The organism is Saccharopolyspora galaxeae (assembly GCF_016526145.1).
GTDB lineage: Bacteria > Actinomycetota > Actinomycetes > Mycobacteriales > Pseudonocardiaceae > Saccharopolyspora_C > Saccharopolyspora_C galaxeae.
On record NZ_JADDUE010000005.1, the window covers coordinates 126,183 to 140,110 of the forward strand.

At 70.7% G+C, this 13,928-nt stretch carries 12 protein-coding genes; 3 read left to right on the forward strand and 9 right to left on the reverse strand.

Annotated elements, in window-relative coordinates:
• From INP57_RS13365 to INP57_RS13380, 4 genes are read right to left on the reverse strand one after another with little or no spacing between them, the layout of a single operon-like run.
• Positions 1-774 carry a GvpL/GvpF family gas vesicle protein gene (locus tag INP57_RS13365; protein WP_200070520.1) on the reverse strand — a complete coding sequence of 258 codons (774 nt, stop codon included), beginning with the start codon at positions 772-774 and terminating at the stop codon, positions 1-3.
• Entirely contained in the window at positions 771-1,187 is a 417-nt protein-coding gene (gvpJ, locus tag INP57_RS13370) for a gas vesicle protein GvpJ (protein WP_200070521.1), read from the reverse strand. The genes INP57_RS13365 and gvpJ overlap by 4 nt, the downstream gene beginning before the upstream one ends.
• Positions 1,188-1,193: 6 nt before the next feature.
• On the reverse strand, positions 1,194-2,282 hold the full coding sequence (locus tag INP57_RS13375) for an SRPBCC family protein (protein WP_233627505.1): 1,089 nt from the start codon (positions 2,280-2,282) through the stop codon (positions 1,194-1,196).
• Entirely contained in the window at positions 2,275-2,808 is a 534-nt protein-coding gene (locus INP57_RS13380) for a hypothetical protein (protein WP_200070523.1), read from the reverse strand. The genes INP57_RS13375 and INP57_RS13380 overlap by 8 nt, the downstream gene beginning before the upstream one ends.
• Before the next feature lie 294 nt (positions 2,809-3,102).
• On the opposite strand from INP57_RS13380, the gene INP57_RS13385 reads away from it, so the two are divergent.
• Positions 3,103-3,969 carry an SDR family oxidoreductase gene (locus INP57_RS13385; RefSeq protein ID WP_200070524.1) on the forward strand — a complete coding sequence of 289 codons (867 nt, stop codon included), beginning with the start codon at positions 3,103-3,105 and terminating at the stop codon, positions 3,967-3,969.
• A gap of 76 nt (positions 3,970-4,045) precedes the next feature.
• Here the strand turns inward: INP57_RS13385 and INP57_RS13390 are convergent, their stop codons facing one another.
• Together INP57_RS13390 and INP57_RS13395 are read right to left on the reverse strand one after the other, a co-directional pair.
• Positions 4,046-4,486 (reverse strand): FHA domain-containing protein, encoded by a 441-nt coding sequence (locus INP57_RS13390; protein ID WP_200070525.1) that lies wholly within the window; start codon positions 4,484-4,486, stop codon positions 4,046-4,048.
• A 344-nt stretch (positions 4,487-4,830) separates the two neighbouring features.
• Complete coding sequence (locus tag INP57_RS13395; RefSeq protein ID WP_233627506.1) at positions 4,831-5,136, reverse strand: hypothetical protein; 306 nt, start codon at positions 5,134-5,136, stop codon at positions 4,831-4,833.
• Positions 5,137-5,226: 90 nt separating this feature from the next.
• Between INP57_RS13395 and INP57_RS13400 the strand changes: the two genes are divergently transcribed.
• Positions 5,227-5,943 carry a YqeB family protein gene (locus tag INP57_RS13400; RefSeq protein ID WP_200070527.1) on the forward strand — a complete coding sequence of 239 codons (717 nt, stop codon included), beginning with the start codon at positions 5,227-5,229 and terminating at the stop codon, positions 5,941-5,943.
• A gap of 76 nt (positions 5,944-6,019) precedes the next feature.
• Here the strand turns inward: INP57_RS13400 and INP57_RS13405 are convergent, their stop codons facing one another.
• A complete protein-coding gene (locus tag INP57_RS13405) occupies positions 6,020-6,769 on the reverse strand; it encodes an SDR family oxidoreductase (RefSeq protein WP_295145187.1) in 750 nt (249 codons plus the stop codon).
• 203 nt (positions 6,770-6,972) lie between these two features.
• Here INP57_RS13405 and INP57_RS13410 point away from each other — a divergent pair, with 203 nt between their 5' ends.
• Positions 6,973-7,608 carry a glycoside hydrolase family 25 protein gene (locus tag INP57_RS13410; protein ID WP_295145184.1) on the forward strand — a complete coding sequence of 212 codons (636 nt, stop codon included), beginning with the start codon at positions 6,973-6,975 and terminating at the stop codon, positions 7,606-7,608.
• A gap of 184 nt (positions 7,609-7,792) precedes the next feature.
• Here the strand turns inward: INP57_RS13410 and INP57_RS13415 are convergent, their stop codons facing one another.
• Together INP57_RS13415 and INP57_RS13420 are read right to left on the reverse strand one after the other, a co-directional pair.
• The gene (locus tag INP57_RS13415; protein WP_307850056.1) at positions 7,793-11,086 is read right to left on the reverse strand and encodes an arabinosyltransferase domain-containing protein; all 3,294 of its coding nucleotides are present in this window, start codon (positions 11,084-11,086) and stop codon (positions 7,793-7,795) included.
• 348 nt (positions 11,087-11,434) lie between these two features.
• A complete protein-coding gene (locus INP57_RS13420; RefSeq protein ID WP_200070529.1) occupies positions 11,435-13,747 on the reverse strand; it encodes a molybdopterin-dependent oxidoreductase in 2,313 nt (770 codons plus the stop codon).
• Positions 13,748-13,928: the final 181 nt, after the last annotated feature.

A 13,928-nucleotide genomic window follows, 5' to 3' on the forward strand; every position in this document is an offset into this window, starting at 1 on the left:
TCAGTCCTCCGGAAGGAAGTCGTACGGGGCCAACGGCCCCAGCAGCCGCAACCGGACTCGACCGGCGAAGTCCTCGCCGAGTTCGTCGACGGCGCGCTGGAAGTCCTCGATCCGATCGCGGTCGACCAGCAGCGCGACGCTCAGCGCATCGTCCTGCCCGCTGACCTCGCGCACCGAAGTGGCCGCCGAGTGCGGCGACAGCGCCGCCACCGCGGCTCCGACGGTCAGCTCCCGCTTGCGCTCCACCGCGGCGCTGACCAGCTCGCCCAACCGGACGCGCGCGGCGTGCCCGGAATCCTCCGGCACGCCCTGCAATTCCTCGCGCAGGCCGCGGATCTCCGGATCGTCCCCGACGATCTCACGCAGGTGGATCTGGTCGAGATAGCTGCCGTGCAAGGTGAATTCCACGAGACCGTCGAGTTCGGCGAGGATCGACTCGAAGTCGTCCTGGTTGCCCGCCAGCAGCTCGTTGCGCACCGCCGCCAAGTCCTGCACCACGCCGCCGAAACGCAGCGGCAGCACGGTGGAATCCGCCGCCACCGCATCCAGCACGCCTTCGTGCGCGAGCAGGTCGTCGCGCAGGCCCAGCGGCCGGTCCAAGTCGACCTCGCTGACCAGCGCCGCCAACGGGCCGGAACGCACCAGCTGCAAATCGGTTCCGCCCACGGTCGGCAGGTCGTCCGGCACCGGCACCTCGGCGCGCACGATGCCGTAGACGTAGATGCCCGCGGTGACCGAGGCGCTGCCGGTGTCCGAAGTTCGCTGCGCGGTCATCGCTCGCGCTCCCTGCCCCGTTCGCGCCGCGGCCGGGCCGGCTCGCGCTCCGGTTCCTGTTCGGTGCGGATCTCGTCGTACTTGTCCTTGGCCGCGTCCAGCACGCCCTTGGTCTTGCCCTGCGCGCCGCCCTGGGTCACGCCCTCGGACATGCTCTGCATCAGCTCCGGCAGGTCCTTGCCGCCCTTCTGATCCAGATCGAGGCGGTTGGTCGCCTCCGCGAACCGCAGGTAGGTGTCCACACTGGCCACCACGATCCGGGCGTCCACCGTGAGCAGTTCGATGCCCACCAGTGAGACGCGCACGAAAGCGTCGATCACCAAGCCCTTGTCCAGGATCAGTTCCACGACGTCGGCCAGGTTCCCCGCCGATCCCCGCTCGACGGATCCGCCTTGCGCGTTCGCCACCGTCACTTGTGATCACCTGCTTCGGCGCGTGCGCATCCGGGAACGGCGCGGCGTCGGCGCGGGCTCGTCCTCGTCGTCGCCGTACTCCTCGTCCGAGTAGCGGTCCGCGTAGTCCTCGTCGGTGCGCTCGCGGTACTCGCCGTCCCCGTACTCGCCACGCCGGTCTTCGTCGTCCCTGTACTCGTCGTCGCGGTATGCATCGTCTTCCGGGTATTCGTCCTCGTCCCGGTCCTCGTCGCGTCCCGCGCCCTCGGATTGCTCACCTTCGGCCGCCACCGCGTCGTCGTGGCTGCGAACCACCTCGCGGTCGCGGATCTCCCCGCGCCATCCCTCGATCTCGTCCTGCTCGAGGATGGTGCGCGTCATCATGTGCCGCTTGATGTGCTTGAAGTCCGAACGCACCCGGCGTCCCTGCGCACGCCACAGGTTCGCGGTCTTCTCGAAGAATCCCTGCGGGTGGTACTCGAGCACCAGCAGGATCCGGGTCAAGGTGGGCGTGAGCTCGTGGAAGGACACCGTGCCGTCCACCGAACCCTTCGAGCCGGTGGAGGTCCACACGATCCGCGAATCCGGGACCTGCTCCACGATCGTGGACTGCCAGCTGCGGTGCGACAGGAAGATCTGCGCGCGCCAGTTGACCTTCTCGTCGGATTCCTGCTCGACGCTTTCGACTTTGCGGGTGAAGCCGGGGAAATCCTCCAGCAGGGTCCACTGGTCGTAGACCACCCGCAGCGGCAGCCCGACGTCGTTCTGCTCGACGATGTTGACGACCTTGGCGCTGCCGCCCGACGATCCGCCGCCGCCAGCGCCACCGCCGGCGGCCTGCTTCACCGCCTCGGTGCCCGCGCCGAGCGCCGCCTTCAACGGCCCGCTGCCCTCGGCGAGCTTCTTGCCACCGGTCACCGCGGCCATCAGGCCCGGTCCACCGCCGTCGCCCGCGTAGTCGGTGAGCCGATCGGTCAGCTGCTCGACCTGCTTGCCCGCCGAGCCCGCGACTCGCTCCACCAGGGCGGTGAGCAGGTCCTGGGCGGCGCTTTTGAGGTGTTCCAGCGGCTGTGCCTCCGCCCCGGAGCCGGATTCCTGATCGCGCCGGTCAGCCATCATCGCCTCCCCGCCTGCTGCGCGGACGTGCCTCCGAAGGGCTCCGCGGTGCCTGTTCCGGGCGCGGGCGGTATTGCGCGCGGGAACGCGCCGCCTGCTCCGGCCGCGGGCGCGACGACCGCGCGCGCGGTCGTTCGGTGCCGGAATCGGGCGCCGACTCGGCAGCCGAGGAAGTCGGATCGGACTCGCGACGCCCGGACTCCTCGCCGGATTCTCCGCCACCGGTGCCGCGCAGCTTCGCCGCACGTTCGGTCAGGCTGTCGCCGAGCGAATCGATGCGACCGGACAGCGCCGCAGTGGCCGCTTCCTTCGCCGCGTCGGCCAGCCGGCCCCGCACGGTTTCGGTTACCGAACTCAGCCCCGGCGAGGACGACAGCACCTTCGCCCCCTGCCGCAACAGCTGTTGCGGGTCGGTGCCGAACCGACGCCCGGCCAGTACCCCGCCGATGGTGATGGCGAGCTTCATCTTCTTGGTACGCCCGAGGAAGTAGCCCAGCGCCACCGCTGCGGCAACCTGCGTCCGCATCACCGACCTCCTCCCGAATCACCGATTCCGCGTCGCGCGCGGCAGATCGTTATCATCCATTTTGGACAGTCACGGGGCCGGACCGCTGCGCGGACACCGGGTTCTTCTCGACGGTACTCCCAACGAAGCTCTTCGACATAGGGATCGAGAGCGAATTCCCCGGCACACCAAGCGGATCATCATCGGAAAACGATTCCCCCTGCTGCCGGCGGATATTCGAGCGGGTTTAGCGATCCCGCCTCGCGGCCAACGCCTGAACCGCACGCGTCCGATCGCCGAAGACGGGGGGATCCGATGACCCGCCAACAGACCAGCGTCCCCGCACAGCAGCAGCAACCGCCGGGAGCCACCGGCGAGATGACGCCGCTACCGCGCGACGAGATGCGCGACTACGAGGGACGCGGGCTGCTGCAGGACAAGCGCGCCCTGATCACCGGCGGCGACTCCGGGATCGGCCGGGCCGTCGCGGCCGCGTTCGCCAAGGAAGGAGCCGACGTCGCGATCGTCTACTTCGGTGACTCCGAGGACGACGACGCCCGGCACACCGCCAGACTCGTGACCGCGCAGCAGCGGCGTTGTTCGCTGCACAAAGGAGATCTGGGCTCGCGCTCGGAGTGCGAACATCTGGTGACCGAAGTGGCCGGAGAGCTCGGCGGGATCGATTTGCTGGTCAACCACGCCGGAACGCAAGCCGTGGAAAGCGATTTCACCGAGATCACCGACGAGCAGTTCGACCGCACTTTCAAGGTCAACGTCTACGCGCCGTTCTGGGTGATCCGCGCCGCGCTGCCGCACATGGGCGACGGCGGCTCGATCATCAACACCGGCTCGGTGAACGGACTTCGCGGCAACAAGTCGATGATGGACTACTCGGCCAGCAAGAGCGCGGTGCACACGCTCACCAAGTCGCTGGCGCAATCGTTCGCCGGACGCGGGATCCGGGTGAACTGCGTGGCACCCGGTCCGGTGTGGACACCGCTGATCCCGTCGACGATGCCCGCGGAGAAGGTCGAAGGGTTCGGCGAGCAAGCCCCGATGGGCAGGCGCGGTGAACCGGACGAGATCGCCCCGTCCTACGTGTTCTTCGCCGCGGACCGGCTTTCCAGCTACTACACCGGCGAGGTGTTCGCCCCGGTGGGCGGCGAAACCCACCCCGGCTGACCGGCCGAAAGCGGCGCGCAGCCAGGCATTCGGGGCGGGCGGCACAGCCACCCGCCCCGTGCGCTTCGGCCTCGTCTCACCGGCCGGAGCGGAAGGTGAAGCGGACCTTGCCCACCCAGATCTCGTCACCGTCGGAGAGTTCGGCCCGATCCACCACGTGCCGGTTCAGGTAGGTGCCGTTGAGCGAACCGGCATCGGCGACGACGAACTGGTCGCCAACGCGGTGGATCTCGGTGTGGTAGCGCGAAACCGTGACGTCACCGAGCACGATGTCGCAATCGCGGTGCCTGCCCAGCACGGTGCACGCGCCCGCCAGCGGGAACTCGGAGCCCTTGTCCGCCCCGCGGGCGACGACCAGCGCGGCCACCTCGCTGCGGGGCCCGCCCTGCTGCGCGGGCACCTCGGCGGTGCCCGGCCGATCGGCCCGCGGCGCGGGCACCTGGACCGTTCCCGCGGTGTGCTGCCGCTCAGCTTGGTCGAACGGGGTTTTCGGGGCGCCGTACGGGGTTCGGATCATCGTCGTTCTCCTTGCGCGGACCACTCGGATCGTGCAGTTCCAGAGTGGCCGCTCGAACGGATTGTTTCACCGGGTACTTGGTCCTGAGCCGGGTGTCATCGGACACACCAGGTCACTGGTCAAGCACGCAACGAATCCTCAACGGCGCCGACACCGTGCTTTTGAAGGCCGATCCCCAGCCCGTCACTCACATTTCGTGAGCGGTCGGCGCGAGCGGCAGGCCGCAGGCGCCTTGCAGTCCCCGGATTTCCGCCGCGGACGCGAAAATGGGGGCCGGTCTGCCGCCCCGACCACGGCAGACCGGCCCCCGACCGGCGCTTCCGACTCAACCCCCCTCGTCCGGGCTAAGCCGGATGCGCCTCGCTCACGTGCAGCGGGGTCCCCTGCATGCACGTGGTTGGCGCGCCGGGTTCCGGATGGCCACGCACCACCAGGTGCGCACCAGGTTTGACCACCGCCGGATCCCCTCCGAGCAACAGGTACGGCGAGCGGCCTTGCGCGGGGAGCACCATGCAGCGGGACTCGACCCCGGATTGGACCTTGCCGGTCACCGTGATCTCCCCGCCTGCTCCCGCCGGAGTCGTCGCCCCCAGCATTCCGGCCGTGCACACGAGCAGAAATCCTGTGGCTACCCACCGCGATGTCCTCATGCCGCTCATTGCACAGGCGCTGCGGCCGGTTCGCCACTTGACCAACCCCCGCCCGCGATGAACCGGGCGTCCGCTCGGATAATCGGGTGCATGACGCGCAACTCCGCCCCGGCGCAGCAGACCGCGACGGTGGCCGTCGAGCCGAGCTACCGGCGCTACGGCGCCTGGATCGGGCTGCCGGTGGCCGGCGGGCTGCTCGGCTGCCTGGTGACGTTGCTGGCCGGTTGGGTCGCCGGGCTGCCGTGGGCGCCGTTCCAAGGGCCGTTCGAGCTGGTGGCCTCGCTGCCGCAGCCGCACGGCACGCTCGCGGTGGCCGGTTTCGGGATGGTCGCCGGGCTCGGCTTCGCCTCCTACATGGCCACTGATCGGCTCGCGGTGTCGGTGACGGCCGAGGGCGTGGAGCTGCGCCGCGGGAGGCGGCCCGCGCAGACGATCGACGGGACCTGCGTCCGCACGGCGTTCGCGGGCGGCGCAACGCTGGTGCTGCTGGACGACGACGGGGACGAACTCGCCCACGAAGCCACCGCCATCCCGGTCCACACGCTGCGCGAGGCTTTCCGGGCGCACGGATACCGGTGGAGCCAAGGCGACCCGCACGCCGGTGAGTACCGGTTGTGGGCCGAGGACGACCCGGATGTAGGGGTGCGAGCGAACTCGCTGCTGCGGACCCGCAAGCACGCGCTCGCCAAGCGGCACGGAGCCGAGGCGGCGCAGCTGCGCGCCGAACTCGCCCGCGCCGGATACCTGGTGCACGACCGCAAGAAGCAGCAGTACTGGCGGCCGCGCCCGAACCGCGCGGACGGCTGAGGCGACCCCGAGCGCTACGCGGCGCGCGAGCGGACCGGCGACTGAGCCGCCGGCCGCTTCGGGCGGGCTCCCGGGATCAGTCCTCGAACAGCGGGCCGCGGTGCACCTTGTGCTGCGCGGCCTGCGCCACCGGACGCAGCACCAGGCGGTCAACGTTGACGTGCAGCGGCTGCGCCACCGTCATCTGGATCACCCCGGCGACGTCATCGGCGGTCAGCGGCCGGTCCACGTTCTCGTAGACCGCGTCGGCCTTGTCCTGGTCACCGCGGAAGCGGTTCACCGAGAACTCGTCGGTGTGCACCATCCCCGGCTGGATCTCGATCACCCGCACCGGGTCGCCCGCCAGCTCCAGCCGCAGCGTCTCGGTCAGCGCGTGCGCGCCGTGCTTGGCGGCGCTGTAACCGCCGCCGCCCTCGTAGTTCACGTACGCGGCGGTCGAGGTCAGGTTCACGATCGTGCCGCCGCCCCCGGCGCGCAGCAGCGGCAGCAGCGCCTGGGTCACGTGCAGCACGCCGAGCACGTTGACCGAGAACATCCGCTGCCAGTCCTCGGCGTGGCCCTCGGCGACCGACTCCGAACCCCACGCGCCACCGGCGTTGTTGATCAGCACGGCGCAGTCGTCCAGCTCGGCGGCGAACGCGGCCACGGAGTCCTTGTCGGTCACGTCCAGCGCCAGCGCGCGTCCGCCGATCTCGGCGGCCAGCGACTCCAGCCGGTCCTGGCGGCGGGCCGCCACCACCACGTCGTAACCATCCGCTGCCAGCCTGCGGGCGGTCGCCGCACCGATCCCACTGCTCGCTCCGGTCACCACGGCGGTCTGTGCCACGTGAACTCCCCTGCTCGACTACCTGCGCGATAACCCTAAGAAACCCGGTCGGCAGTGGGCCAACCTGGGGGCTCGCGGTCTCCGCGCACCGGTCATTTCGGTCCGAATCCTCCGAAACGCCCCACCCGGCACGCCCGATCCGCTAGCTTGATCGCAAGTCCTGACCAACGGCGATCCGCGCACCATCCGCAAACTCTTCCTAGGTGAGGCCCGCTGTGCTCTACGGCATCGACATCTCCCACCACCAAGGCGCGTTCGACCTGGCCCGCACCCGGGCGGAAGGGTTCGACTTCGCGTTCTTCAAGGCCACCGAGGGCAGCTCGTTCGTCGACTCCCGGTTCGGCGCCAACCTCGAAGCAGGACGCGCCGCCGGGCTGCTGGTGGCCGCGTACCACTACCAGCGCGGCGATTCCAGCGCCGAGGCGCAGACCGCGCACATCACCGCGACCGTGCCCGCCGACGTGCCGGTGATCCTCGACGTGGAGGACGGCGGAGGCGGGGCCGACCTGTCCCGCGACATCATCGGGCGGCTGGTGGCGGCCGGGTACCGCTCCCCGCTGCTGTACCTGCCGCGCTGGTACTGGGAGCAGATCGGCTCGCCGGACCTGACCGGGCTGCCCGCGCTGTGGTACTCGCGCTACGCGAGCAACGAAGGCGGCTACGCCAGCGAGATCTACGAGCGCTACCGCGACTTCTACGACGCGCAGTGGGGCGGCTACGGCGGCCTGGGTGTGGCCGTCCTGCAGTTCACCAGCTCCGCGACCGTGGCCGAGCAGTCCCCGGTGGACGCGAACGCCTTCCGCGGCACCCGCGAGGAGCTCGCGGCCCTGCTCGGCTGAGCCGAAGCCCTGGAGTGAACGGACTGTTGGTCCCAATAGACTGGACGAACAGGCCGTTCACTCGGACTGCGCGCGAGCGTCATCCGCCGGGAGCGATCGTCCGTGGAACGAACGGACCGTTCGCCCAATGCGGATGGGCGAACGGTCCTCTAGCTGCGATCAGTCCGCGCCCTCGCGCGCGGCGCTAGTTGTCGCTGCCGGTGCCCGCGTCCAGCGGCCGGATGTCGTTGCGGTCGTCGGAACTGGGCACGTCGCCGGGCAGCGAGACGGTCCGCGGCAGCGGGCCGGGCGTCCAGGTGCCCCAATGGGTTTCCTGGTGCGTGCGCATCGCCGCCTCCGCGGGCAGTGCGCTCGGTTCGTACGGGTCGACCGCGTACAGCGTGCCCCAATCGCGGTTGAGGTCGTCCTTCATGTACGTCGGCAGTTCCCGCATGCTCGCGGTGACGTTCATCCAGCCGAACGGCCCGCCCTTGTCCGGCGACGACCAGCCCTGGCCGATGGCGCGCACGCCCGCACCGCCCGCGACGCGGAACCGCGGCATCTCGGCGATGCCGTTGTTCAGACCGGACAGTTGCAGGCAGGGGTGCACGAACGCGGCCGACCAGTCCACGAACGTCGGGCTGTCGCCGACCACGTCGGTCATGTTCGTCAGCTGCGGCGCGCGGGGGGCGCTGACCGCCTGCCAGCCGCGCGGGGACACCGACTGGTCCACGGCGACGATGCGCATCTTCGTGGTGCCCTCGGCCTTGCCGTCCACGACCAGCCGCTTGTCCCGCCAGTTCGGCCCGCCGGGCTGCAGCAGGTAGCGCCGGTCGGTGATCTGGAAGCCCTCCGGGCTGTCCTTGCCGAACTCCACCGCCAGCGAGTTGGCCCCGCCTTCGATGCCGGCCATCGCCAGCACGATCGGCACTTCACCGCTGGCCGCGCGCTGCGGCACGTCGTACCACTGGGTGCGCAGTTCGCCGGTGCCGCGCTGGGTGTAGCTGCCCCACACCGGAGCGTTGTCCCCGCCGAACTGGTACGGCGGCTTCCAGTCCGGTTCTTCGGTGGTGGTGCCGTTGCCGGGCGGCAGGCCGGAGCGGTTGAAGCCGGTGAGCTTCGCGTTCAGGTAGTCCTCGGGCGATTCCTCGCCCTCCAGCCGGTTCGACGGCACCGGCACGTCCGGATCCACCGCCGGAGCCGCCTTCGCCGGCTGCTTGTCGGCGACCTTGAGCATCCCGGCCTGCGGGTTGGTCTCCGCGTAGACGTAGTCGGACAGCCCGCAGCTGCCGCCGGTCATCGCGTTGATGTTGTCCCCGCCGAGGCTGTAGCCACCGGCGCGCTTTTCGACCGCCGCGCCGAACGCGGCCAGCTCGCTGAGGATCAGCAACGCGCACAACAGCGACAACGGCGCGGTACCCAGGCGCAGCGCGCGGCTGCGGTGCTCCACGCCGCCCGGCGGCGCGAGCCGCTTGTCCGCCCGCACGTGCTCGACGAACGCGATGATCGCCGCGATCAGCGCCACCGCAAGCAGCAGCGTGCTGGCCTCGTAACCGCCGATCTTCGGCGTTTCCTCGGACCAGCGCACTCCCCACCCGGACACGTACCACCAGGCGTTCGGCCCGGTGGCCGAGAACGCGCAGATCACCATGAGCCCGGAGAAGAACGCCGCCCGGTTGCGCCGCGAGCGCAACACGGTGGTGCTCGTCGCCAACGCGGTCAGCGCGGCCAGCGCGCCACCGACGGCCGCGAAGATCCCGAAGTGGTGGGTGTGCTTGGTCTGCGTCATCGCCAGCGCCACGAACGACATGCCCGCCACCGCCAGCAGGCGGCGGCTCGGCCCGAGCGCGGCACCGCGGATCCGGTTGCGCCGCAGCAGCACCACCGCGCAGGTCACCAGGCACAGGATCACCAGCAGCACCGGGAACCGGCGGGTCAGCGAACCGTCCGGGATCGGGCTGAACAGCATGTTGTAGCGGTTCAGCTCCTGGTACCACTTCTCGCTCGGCCCGAGGTCGATCTTCAGCGAGGTCGCCTCGGAGATCGTCTGCCAGGTCTGGTCCCACACCAGCAGGTTCAGCACCACGAATCCGGCCGCCGAGATCGGCGCCAGCACCGGTAGCCAGCCGAACTCCTTCACCCGCCTGCCCAGCAGCTTCAGCAGCGGTTTCAGCGCGGCCACGAACGGCAGCACGGCGACGATCCCGTGCGGCCCAGCACCGACCGCGAGCGCTGCCACGACCAGCCCGAGGGCGGCGGGCATCAACCGGCTGGTGGCCACCGCGCGTTCGACCGCGCAGAGCGCGGCCAGCGAGAACACCACGATGACCGGCTCGGAGCGCAGGCCGTTGTTGTACGGCAGCCAGAACGCGAGGAACACCGCGGCCGCGGCCCAACCCGCGGCCTGGCTGCGGCGGACCTGCTGGCCGAGCCGGGGCAGCACTTCGCGGCTGATCAGCATCCAGCTCACCAGCGCCATCAGCAGCGCGGGCAGCCGCATCCACGGAATGGCCGTGGAGACCTTCACCCACAGCGCGTAGACCTCGTAGAACCAGCCCCACGGAGCTTCCGGGTTGGCGAACCAGCGGTAGTAGTTGCTGATGTAGCCCGCGCTCTCACGCGCTCGTGCGATCGCCATCGTGTAGCCGTCGTCGGAGCTCATCGCCCCGATCAGCCACCAGATCAGCAGCGAGCCGATCACCGCGATGTCCGGCAGCGTCGGTTTCCACCATCCCGGCTGCACCCAGCGCGGTGGTCGCCGCCCGGCGCGGGTGTCCAGCTTGCGCAGGCACACCACCGAAGCGACGAAGGCCACCAGCGCCAGCGCGATCACCGCGAGCTTCAGCGCGGTCGGCGAGCTCTCGAAGCGGTTGTCCACCTGGGCCTCGAACGAGAGCCCGTCGACCTGGTCGGTGCGCGCGTTGAGGTCCGAGTAGATCCCGGTCAACTGTGGACGGTGATCACCGGCGATGTTGGTGAGCACGTTGTCCCCGACGCGGGCTTTGAACCCGACGGCGTCGGAATGCAGGTCCAGCGCGCACCCGCCCGCCGGGATCGGCACCGTGTTGATCTGCTTGCCCTGGGTCAGCAGCGTGATCAGGCCGTTGTCGACCTGCAGCGTCAGCCCGGTGAGCCTGCCGTAGTCGGAGTCCGGCGGGTTGGTGCTCAGCAGCGTCGCCGGACCGTTGGTGCGCGCGTCGAGGTCCTGCGCGCTCGAGCACGGGATCTGGGCGTCCAGCCAGACCGGGGAGAACGTGACCAGCGGAGCCGACACCGGCGTGGTGCCGCTGGCGGTGGGCCAGCGCAGCGTGGTGATCTCGTGGGTCACCGGCAGGAACGGCACGGCCAGCGACAGCACGGTGCCGAGCAGGCCGAACAGCGTCGCCAGCAGCTTCAGCCGCCGCAGCGGCCGGCGCGGGCGGCTCTCGGCGGCGGCCTCCGAGGGCGGCGCGGAATCCGCCGTCGCCTGATCGGTGTCATCTTTCTCCGCATTGAGCACGCCCGGAGAATAGTCGCCGCCGTTGCGGGCTCGGCGGAGCATTGGCCGTCGTGTTGGAGGCGCCACACGGCTCGACGAAGCGGCCGCCGGAATCGACGAACGAACTCAGGTTCTTCTCAGTGTCCTGTGATCAACCGGTGACCGGAATGACGTCGCATCGCAGTTCGATTTCCGGTTTCGCCGGGCTCCGCCCGCGCCGCGGCCAGCCATGATCACCCGGTGTGATGCCGATGCGCGCGATCGGCACCGATATCTTCGCCGCGGCTTGTCGGCGTTGCCGCGGGAAAGTCCTGTTTCGCGGCAACACCGGCGATACCGGGCGCGGGGAAATGCCAGGGCGGCGTTCGTTCAGCCGCTCTCGGGCGTTTCCGCGGCGATCCGGGGTGGCCGGTCGTGGTTCAGCGGCGGTGGTTCTTCCTCGAACGGCTCCACCTGCACGCGGGTCTGCTGCCCGGCGCAGCCCTGCGACAGCGCCGAGGTCGGCCGGTCGGGGGTGAGCACGTTCGGATTGCCGTGCACGCACCAGGAGCCGCCGGGCTGCCCCGGGTGGTCCACGGGGTCGTACCAGGCCCCGGTCGCCAGCACCGCGACGCCGGGCAGCACGTCCTCGGTCAGCAGTGCTCCGGCCAGGCAAGCGCCGCGGTCGTTGAACACGCGCACCACGTCGCCGTCGGCGATGCCGCGTCCGCGCGCCTCGGCCGGGTGCAGGCGCAGCGGCTCGCGGCCCCGGATCTTCGACGAGCGGCTGAGCGCGCCGACGTCCCCTTGCCCGTGCAGCCGGGTACGCGGCTGGTGGGCGATCAGCCGCAGCGGCAGGCGCGCGTCGTGCAGACCGTCTGCCGGTTCGCGCCACACCGGGTGCCCGGGCACGTCCGGCAGGCCGAATCCGGCGATGGTCGCGGAGCGCAGTTCGATCCGGCCGCTGGGCGTGGCCAGCGGATGCGCTGACGGGTCCGCGCGGAATTCGGCCAGCGGGGTGGACCGGTCGCGTTGCGGCAGCACGTGTTCGCCCGCCGCCCAGAACTCGGCGAACGCCGGCGCCTCGTGGCCCTGCTCCAGCATCCGGTCCCGCCAGTCCGAATAGAGGTGTTCGAGCCATTCCTGCGACGTGCGGCCTTCGGTGAACGCCGCACCGGTACCGAGCCGCTCGGCCAGCGCGGCGAAGATGTCGTGGTCGTCGCGGGCCCGCCCGACCGGATCCAGCACCCGGTGCATGGCGATCAGCCTGGTGTCCCGCCTGCCAGCGCCGATGTCCGCGCGTTCCAGCGTGCTCGTCACCGGCAACACGACATCGGCGTGCCGCGCGGTGGCCGTCCAGTGCGGTTCGTGCACGATCACCGTGTCCGGCCGCTGGAACGCCCGCCGCAGCCGGTTGAGGTCCTGGTGGTGGTGGAACGGGTTGCCGCCCGCCCAGTACACCGCGCGGATGTCCGGGTAGGTCAGCCGCTGCCCGTCGTAGTCGTAGGTCTCGCCGGGGTGCAGCAGCATGTCGGCTATCCGCGCCACCGGGATGAACGTCTCGACCGGGTTGGTGCCCTGCGCCAACGTCGGCAGCGGCAGCAGCGGGCCGGGGTCGCCGACGTCGCCGCTGGAGCCGTAGCCGTGGCCGAATCCGCCGCCCGGCAGTCCGATTCCACCGAGCATCGCCGCCAGCGCCAGGCCCGCGTGCAGCGGCTGTTCGCCGTGCTCGATGCGCTGCAGCGACCAGCTCACCGTCACCAAGGTGCGCCCTGCGGCCATCCGGCGGGCCAGCGCCCGAATCTCGTCGGCGGGCACGTCGCACAGCCCGGCGGCCCACTCCGCGTCCCGCTCCGGACCGTCCGCGCCGCGCAGGTAGTCGGCGAACCGGTCGAAGCCGACCGTGCAGCGGGCGAGGAACTCCTCGTCGTGCAACCCCTCGGTGAGCAGCGTGTGCGCGATGCCGAGCATGAGCGCGACGTCGGTGGCCGGGCGCACCGGCAGCCACTCGGTCCGCGCCGAGTCCGGCAGGTCGCTGCGCAGCGGGCTGACCACCACCAGCTGCACGCCGCGGGAATCCCAATCGGCCAGCGTCCGCGACGTGCTGTGCTCGGTGACACCGCCCGGGCTGATCTGCACGTTCTTCGGCGGCATACCGCCGAATGCGACGACGAGGTCGGTGTGCTCGCGGATGGTCTGCCAGCTCTCGCCGCGGTGCAGGTACGTGCCCGCGTCTCCGACCAGGTGCGGCAGCAGCACCGATGAAGTCCCGAAGCTGTAGGTGTTCCGGGACGCGGTGTAGCCGCCGATGGTGTTCAGGAAGCGGTGCAGCTGGGACTGCGCGTGGTGGAAGCGCCCGGCGCTCGACCAGCCGTAGGAGCCGCCGTAGATCGCCTCGTTGCCGTGCCGTTCGCGGATCCGGCGCAGCTCGCCCGCGACGAGGTCGAGCGCGGTGTCCCAGTCCACGGAGACGAACTCCTCGCGACCGCGTCGATCCGAGGGACCGGCGCCGCCTTCGAGCCAACCGCGCCGGATCGCCGGGCGCTCGACCCTGGTGGCGTGGTGCACCGCGGTCGCGACGTTGCCCAGCAGCTCGGACGGGGCCGGATCGGCCGGGTGCGGGCCGATCTCCAGCGCGCCGTCCGGGTCGACGCGGGCGCGGTAGGCACCCCAGTGCGAGGTCGTGGACCGCCAGGAACTCATGCCGCCGAATCTAGTTGTGCTCGGTGCGGGGCCGGGCTGGGCCGCGGGTGCCGGTAGGCGCCGGGTCCGCGGCACGGGACCGGAGGAGCTGGTGCAGAGGCGCTGCCTCGGGCGCGCCGATTCCGGAGCGCCGGCTCGGGGCGCGTTCGATCTTCCGGCGGTTCCGGCGAGGCGGTGCGGT